The 6,394-nt window shown below is 38.9% G+C and carries 6 protein-coding genes; 1 reads left to right on the forward strand and 5 read right to left on the reverse strand.

Going from position 1 to position 6,394, the window contains the following annotated elements; all coding sequences use genetic code 11:
- The first annotated feature begins 240 nt into the window (after positions 1–240).
- Positions 241–981 carry a tRNA pseudouridine(38-40) synthase TruA gene (gene truA, locus ACYQ2O_RS09790; protein ID WP_459796516.1) on the forward strand — a complete coding sequence of 247 codons (741 nt, stop codon included), beginning with the start codon at positions 241–243 and terminating at the stop codon, positions 979–981.
- Between the two features lie 264 nt (positions 982–1,245).
- Here truA and ACYQ2O_RS09795 read toward each other — a convergent pair whose 3' ends face one another.
- The 5 genes from ACYQ2O_RS09795 to ACYQ2O_RS09815 form a co-directional block, all read right to left on the reverse strand.
- A complete protein-coding gene (locus ACYQ2O_RS09795; RefSeq protein WP_459796517.1) occupies positions 1,246–1,668 on the reverse strand; it encodes a GNAT family N-acetyltransferase in 423 nt (140 codons plus the stop codon).
- Positions 1,669–1,821: 153 nt separating this feature from the next.
- Positions 1,822–2,262, reverse strand: coding sequence for an ASCH domain-containing protein (locus ACYQ2O_RS09800; RefSeq protein ID WP_459796518.1), 441 nt, complete (start codon positions 2,260–2,262; stop codon positions 1,822–1,824).
- Positions 2,263–3,288: 1,026 nt separating this feature from the next.
- Positions 3,289–3,420 (reverse strand): PspC domain-containing protein, encoded by a 132-nt coding sequence (locus ACYQ2O_RS09805; RefSeq protein ID WP_459796521.1) that lies wholly within the window; start codon positions 3,418–3,420, stop codon positions 3,289–3,291.
- 181 nt (positions 3,421–3,601) lie between these two features.
- Positions 3,602–4,246 carry a carbonic anhydrase gene (locus ACYQ2O_RS09810; protein WP_459796519.1) on the reverse strand — a complete coding sequence of 215 codons (645 nt, stop codon included), beginning with the start codon at positions 4,244–4,246 and terminating at the stop codon, positions 3,602–3,604.
- A 171-nt stretch (positions 4,247–4,417) separates the two neighbouring features.
- Entirely contained in the window at positions 4,418–6,244 is a 1,827-nt protein-coding gene (locus ACYQ2O_RS09815; RefSeq protein ID WP_459796520.1) for an ABC transporter ATP-binding protein, read from the reverse strand.
- Positions 6,245–6,394: the final 150 nt, after the last annotated feature.

The following is a 6,394-nucleotide window of genomic DNA, read 5'->3' on the forward strand; positions in this document are numbered from 1 at the left end:
AAGTCCAATGGGACAACTGAAGAAAATGTTTGGGTAATGAAACACACAGAATGAGCCATTTTAATATTAAAATTGAAGAGTTACCATCTCTAGAAAAAAAGTTTCCGCCAAAGTCTTGACACATACCCCTACAACTATTCCCGTGTAATAGTTTCCCGTTTAGTATATCATAGAGAAGAAGGCACACTATGCCGATTTTTTTCACCAGAATCATCAAACTAAAGAATTAAGAGGGATACTATGCGAAATATAAAAATGACGATCGAATATGATGGAGGCCGCTATCAGGGATGGCAGAGACTAGGTCATTCAGACAAGACGATTCAAGGTAAAATCGAACACATTCTTACACAACTGACCGGAACAGAAACGGAGATCATCGGGTCAGGCCGAACAGATGCCGGGACGCATGCCAGAGGACAAGTGGCTAACTTCAAGACGGATTCCGATATGGACCTTAATGCAATGCAGGAGATCCTGATCAACAACCTGCCGCAGGATATTATTGTCAAAAAGCTCGAAGACGTGCATGACCGTTTCCATTCACGCTACAACGCAACATCCAAACAGTACAGCTACTACGTCTGGAACCAGACTATCCCTTCAGCATTTGAACGGGGATACAGCTTCCATTATGCTGAACAGCTGGATCTGGACAAGATGCGTGAAGCGTGCGACAAGCTGGTCGGCAAGCATGACTTTATCGGCTTTTCTGCGCTAAAGAAATCAAAAAAATCGACAGTGCGTACACTGGACAGCATTACCATCGAACAGGAAGGCAGCCTGATTCACTTTACATTTAAAGGAAAAAGCTTCCTGCATAAAATGGTGCGCGTACTGACGGGGACTCTTTTGGAAATCGGATCCGGAACTTTATCTATCGACAGCATCGATGAGGTGTTTGAAACAGGCGTCCGAAGCAAAGCAGGACTGACTGTGCCGGCTCAAGGACTGTTTCTGGATGAAGTAACGTACGACTGATGATTGAGTTCTAAGGATGCCCAATAGAGTAATATTGTACTGTCCGTCTGAGTATAGCTCACTCGAAAGGTAGGCTTATATGAAATTATATAAAACGTTTCTAACTAAACGCTTCGTTTTTTCTCACTCTTTTCCGCACTTCTATTAGCTGGTTGCGGGTCAAATGACTTATTTGGTGATGATGCTTATTTACAACCGATACTAATATAGTTAAAACTAGTGTATAGTTTATACATTGTCTTAAGATATTTAACTGTTCACTTATTATTTCAATTTCTTATTAAAGTAATATTTTGTTACACCTTGCATAGGCATGTCATCCAGAGTGGCAAAGACGGTGAATCCAGCTTTTTTATAAAACTCAACCGCTTGATAACTTCTTGTGGTCAATGTCAGGTTGATAATCCCTGATTCTTTACCCAGCTTTTCAACTTCCATTAACAGCTGGCTACCTATGTCCTGCCCTCTGTATTCATTACTAACTGCCAGCATTGATACATGGATGTTCTGATATTCCTTTTTTGCAATGATTCCGCCTATGATTTTCTCACCATCATAAGCCCCTATTGCAATTACTTCAGCATGCCGCTCTAAAGCCTCTTCAAAATGTTGCTCATTTTGTTCTTTAAATACGTCATTAATGGTGGATTCCAAAGTCTCCTGTTCAACTTTTTTTAAATTAATCATCATCATGCCTCCGGTACGTCTATAGATTATGTATTCTTCCAATTTTACAGTTCAGAATCTTAGAAATTTAAACCCTACAGTCTGAGGAGAAATTAAAGATAAATATATTTCTGCACTACAATTTGTTCCGATGTATTTGGACTAAAAATATCTTCACTTGTAAACTACCTTGAATTCTTCCAAGACTACTGGACTGTCCTCATTGAACTCCAGATTTTCTTCTTTCAGCCACTGAGTAAACAAGCTCTCGTGTTCTTTCCTCCATGCTGTCAGCGATCTGTCGCCTTCTCCTTCTTTAAATGCATGTTCGGCAGTCACTTCAGAAAAAGGGAGAACAGTAACTTTAGTTGTACGAATTACGCATACTGCGTCATCTTTACTGCCTAAAACAACACTAAATTCACCCACTTGAGGAAGAGGGTCATTGTCTACCTGATATAAATCATAGGCAGAAGCAGTAGCTGTCTTGATACCTTCTCTTGTCAAATCGGCCAACTCGTCTTTTTGTACACCATAACTCCATGCATCGTAGCTCCTGCCTTTATGTTCCTGATGTTTCTCAATAAACTTATTCCACAACATGTTTGCTTTCATTTCTAATCCCTACTTATTCTATATATATTATTCGGTTTTGAATTAATAAATTATCGCCACTGTAACGCTGTATATTAAAATCAATACCATATTTATGAGAAAATAAACCTTAAAAAATACATTTCTTATCGATCTCTACTTATGTTCATACTTCGTAGTTTCTCGTAGCCGCTTGCTTCTCCCTTTTATAATGAGCACTGTTCCCGTCACCCAAAGATCTACACCTAGTACATCACCTGGAACTGATCCGAGCATCAGAAACAATCCTGAGCCTAAACATAGACTGCCATAAATTTCAGTTTTCATATTCATTTCACCTCATATCATTTCAAAAATCTGTATAAAAGTATTGCATCTTTCATTTAATAAATGCTAATATAATCATCATACATTTAATCAAATTCTAAAACAATACTTATTGGAGGCGCTAATGATGGAAAGAACACTAAAATCTCCTCGTAACACTTACTTTTTTCTCTGGCTCGTCCCTTTGCTTGCAAGTTCGACATACCTTCTTTTATACGAATTTTCATTAAGAGAATTGTCCTCTATTACTTTCGATGGAACATATACTCTAATTTACTTGTTTATAGGGCGCCCGTTCTTTTATATTTCATTGCTCGCTTTTTTAGGCGGACTTATCCTTAAGTCGACAGGCGCATCAGTCACGTATTCGCTCAGATCTCTCTTCCGAAAAATTTCATTCGGTCTATTACTGTTGATTGTCGTGTTAGTGAGTGTCTTCTACGCCGGATGGCTGCCCGTTGTGGCTTTTACCCTTCTCATTAATTCTCCACTTCTATATGTTCTTCTCGGCCTATTTATTGGTCCATGCTTCTTTGGAGAAAATGTGCAAGAATAGAGTAATTTCGTTTTATAGCTCTTTTATCCTTCTGTATAGTAATTGGTCTGATTATATCTTTAATTCACACGTTCCTTAATCTTGCCTACTTTAATGATACAACGCAAAAAAGACCCAGTTGGGTCTTTTTTTGTTCTTGATCGATAGCTTTCTCCAGATAATTTTTAGAATAGATATTTGTGCTCTTCCGGTAGAACGTTTGCCAATATTAGGTATATGATAAACATCTGTGGTCCCGGAATCAGTATAGAGAGCACCCTAACTAATCTTAGGGACAAATCAAAATATTCAGCAATTCATCCACATAATCCGGCTACTGCTCGATTTTTGACTGACTGTTTAAGCTTTTTGTTTTCCATAGAGATTTTTCTTTCGCTCATTTATGTCTAATCATAGCATAGTGTTGAATCCCGCAATGCTCCTCATTATTCTGATGCTTCTATCTTGTCGCAATAATTCAGAACCTTCATCAACTATTTAGTGCACATTCTGATACTCATTAGACACACAGAAGGAATCTGTTGATTCATCATACACAGAAACACTACCTGACTTGATGTCGTAGTACCAGCCTTCGATTTCCAGCTCGCCTCTTTTCAAGCGTTCTTGGATCTGAGGGTAACTTTTCAAATGTTCGACTTGTTCGATCACATTCATTTTTTCCATCAGTCTAGCTTTAGATCGTTCGTCCATGTCTGATTGAGCCGCTTCAATTTTCTCTTTCACACATTCAAGCGGTTTGAGGTAGTGTTGAGTAAATGGCAGCTGTTCTAATTTCTTAGGCCCTTGTAAAGCAGCCGCACACCCCCCACAGTTTGAATGCCCGCAGACGATGACCTCTTCGACACCAAGCACCTCAATCGCGTACTCTATAGAAGAAACGGTAGTTATATCATTTTGGCTGACTTCATAAGCCGGAATAGTATTGGCAATGTTTCGGATTGTGAACACTTCTCCAGGATCACTGTCCAAAAGCATGTCCGGACTGACACGGGAATCCGAGCAGGCGATAAATAAGGTATGCGGGTCCTGAGTCTGTTCCAGATCATGATACAGTCGCTCATATTTTTTATATGTCACTTCTTTAAAAGTCGTTAATCCAGTTTTCAATCGTTCAAGCATATCTTTTCCTCCGAATAAAATCACTAGCATCTACTATACCATAATTTACAGGTTTCGGAAGAGTAAACGTATCATCATTTTCAATGTCTAGCAGACACGTTTAAATTACAGTAGAATGCGTTACTGTTCTTTTCAGTGTTACTTCTGCTAGGCTTACAAAAATAATAATTATCACTGATAATACTGAGCCTGAGCATTCCAAAGCTCACTGTATTTGCCTTCTTGATCAACCAGTTCTTTATGAGTCCCTCTTTGTACAATTTCACCTTTGTCGAATACTAGGATTTCATCACAGAACTTGGAGCTTGAGAGTCTGTGGGAAATATAGAAAGCTGTCTTATCCTTTACTAAGTTATCGAAATTTTGATAGATTTCGAACTCGGTCAGAGGATCTAGAGCAGCAGTCGGTTCATCCAGAATCATGACAGGGGAGTCTTTGTATAAAGAGCGGGCAATCGCCAGTTTCTGTTCCTGTCCTCCCGATACACTAATACCTGATTCTTCAAATTCAGTTCCAAGGTATGTGTCTTCCTGATTTGGAAAGTTTCTAACAACGTCACCTAACCCGACTTTATCTAATGTAGACAACACTTTCTCTCTATCAAAATAGGGTTTAACAGAGACGTTTTGTCCCAATGAAAACCCGACTAGATGGTAATCCTGAAAGACGACCCCAAACAGATTGAAGTACTCTCTTAAATCATACTTATGGGCATCGATTCTATTCATTTTTATTGTCCCTTCACTCGGTTCATATAAACGAGTGAGCAGCTTAATGAAGGTTGTTTTCCCTGATCCGTTTTCTCCAACTATGGCGTACTTTTTACCGACTTCAAACCTTTCAGTGATGTTCTTTAAGACTGTTTCATCTGAGCCGGGATAAGAAAAACTCATATTCTTTACTGCAAAATTATAATCATTATCTAACCTTTTTTCTACAGGTAAACTGCCGACGACTTCTTCATCTGGCAAGTCCATGAATGCATAATACTGCTCTAATTCACCCGGCGAAGAAATAAGCATCATGCCGTGTTGAATAACATCAGGCAGAGCAGATACCATTTGACTGAGTGCGCTGGAGAGTTGAATAATTAAAGCAACAGGTAGAGCGCCAATTAACACGAGCACCCCGATATAGGCATAGGTCAAATAAGTCATAACTTGGAATAAACCAGTAGTTGGAATCATCATGGCTCTAAAGCGTTTATAGTTTTCTGACAGTAATTTTCCTGTATAGTTAGATTCGGCTTTTTTATTTTCTATCATTTTTTCAGTTAAGTCGTAGAGACGCATTTCTTTTCCGGACTTAAAGTCTTGAAGGAGCCCATCTTCATAGAAAAAGCGGGCATTGGATTCCTTCAGTTCAGCTAAGAAAGCTGTTATCCTCTCACTTGATTTTTTGGATGACGCGATTTGAATCCACACACTAATTCCAATCAGTAGAAGAAAGGCACTGTTAACAAGACTCGGGCGCATCCACCAGAAGCCGTCTGGTAGTAAGCCGGTATCTACTCTAAATAACGGAGTGAGTAAAATAATCCCCCATATAATACTGACCAATCCAGGCATCATTTCTTTTATACGGACATTAATCATCGGCAGCGAAGATTGGCTGCTCATCATATTTCGGTTGATAATATCTAATTCTTCTCTTATTTCTGAACTTTCCGCATAATGGTAATGCATAGTTAACATCTTTTTATTGGGTTTAGCAAAGAGTTTTCTTAAAAACAGAGAATCCTCATGAGTGACTACGGGGTCTATCCATCCAGAAATCAGTTGCAACACCAACAAGATAACTAAATACTGCACGATTAAAGAAGGAATTCGGGTCATATCGTTTCTTGTCAAAGCATCCACAATCTGGGTCATATAGATGTAGCCGATAAAAGGCAAACTGTATCTCGCCAATGATTGGATAAAGAACAGCACATAGTAAGTTTTGCCAATTCTAAACAAATCACTAAAGGCACGTTTAAACACGGTCAGCTTTTCCATTAAATCACCCCTCCTGTTGCGACTGTTACTGTCAAATTTTTTTGTTCTTAAAGGTCTATAACCGTTGTTCTATCAAGGAAAAGACAAAAAACACTTGCCCCTCCCTCATTTATCGGTAAAATAGTAGGTATCCGACTACCAAACTATCCC

Source organism: Alkalibacterium sp. m-11 (genome assembly GCF_054658155.1).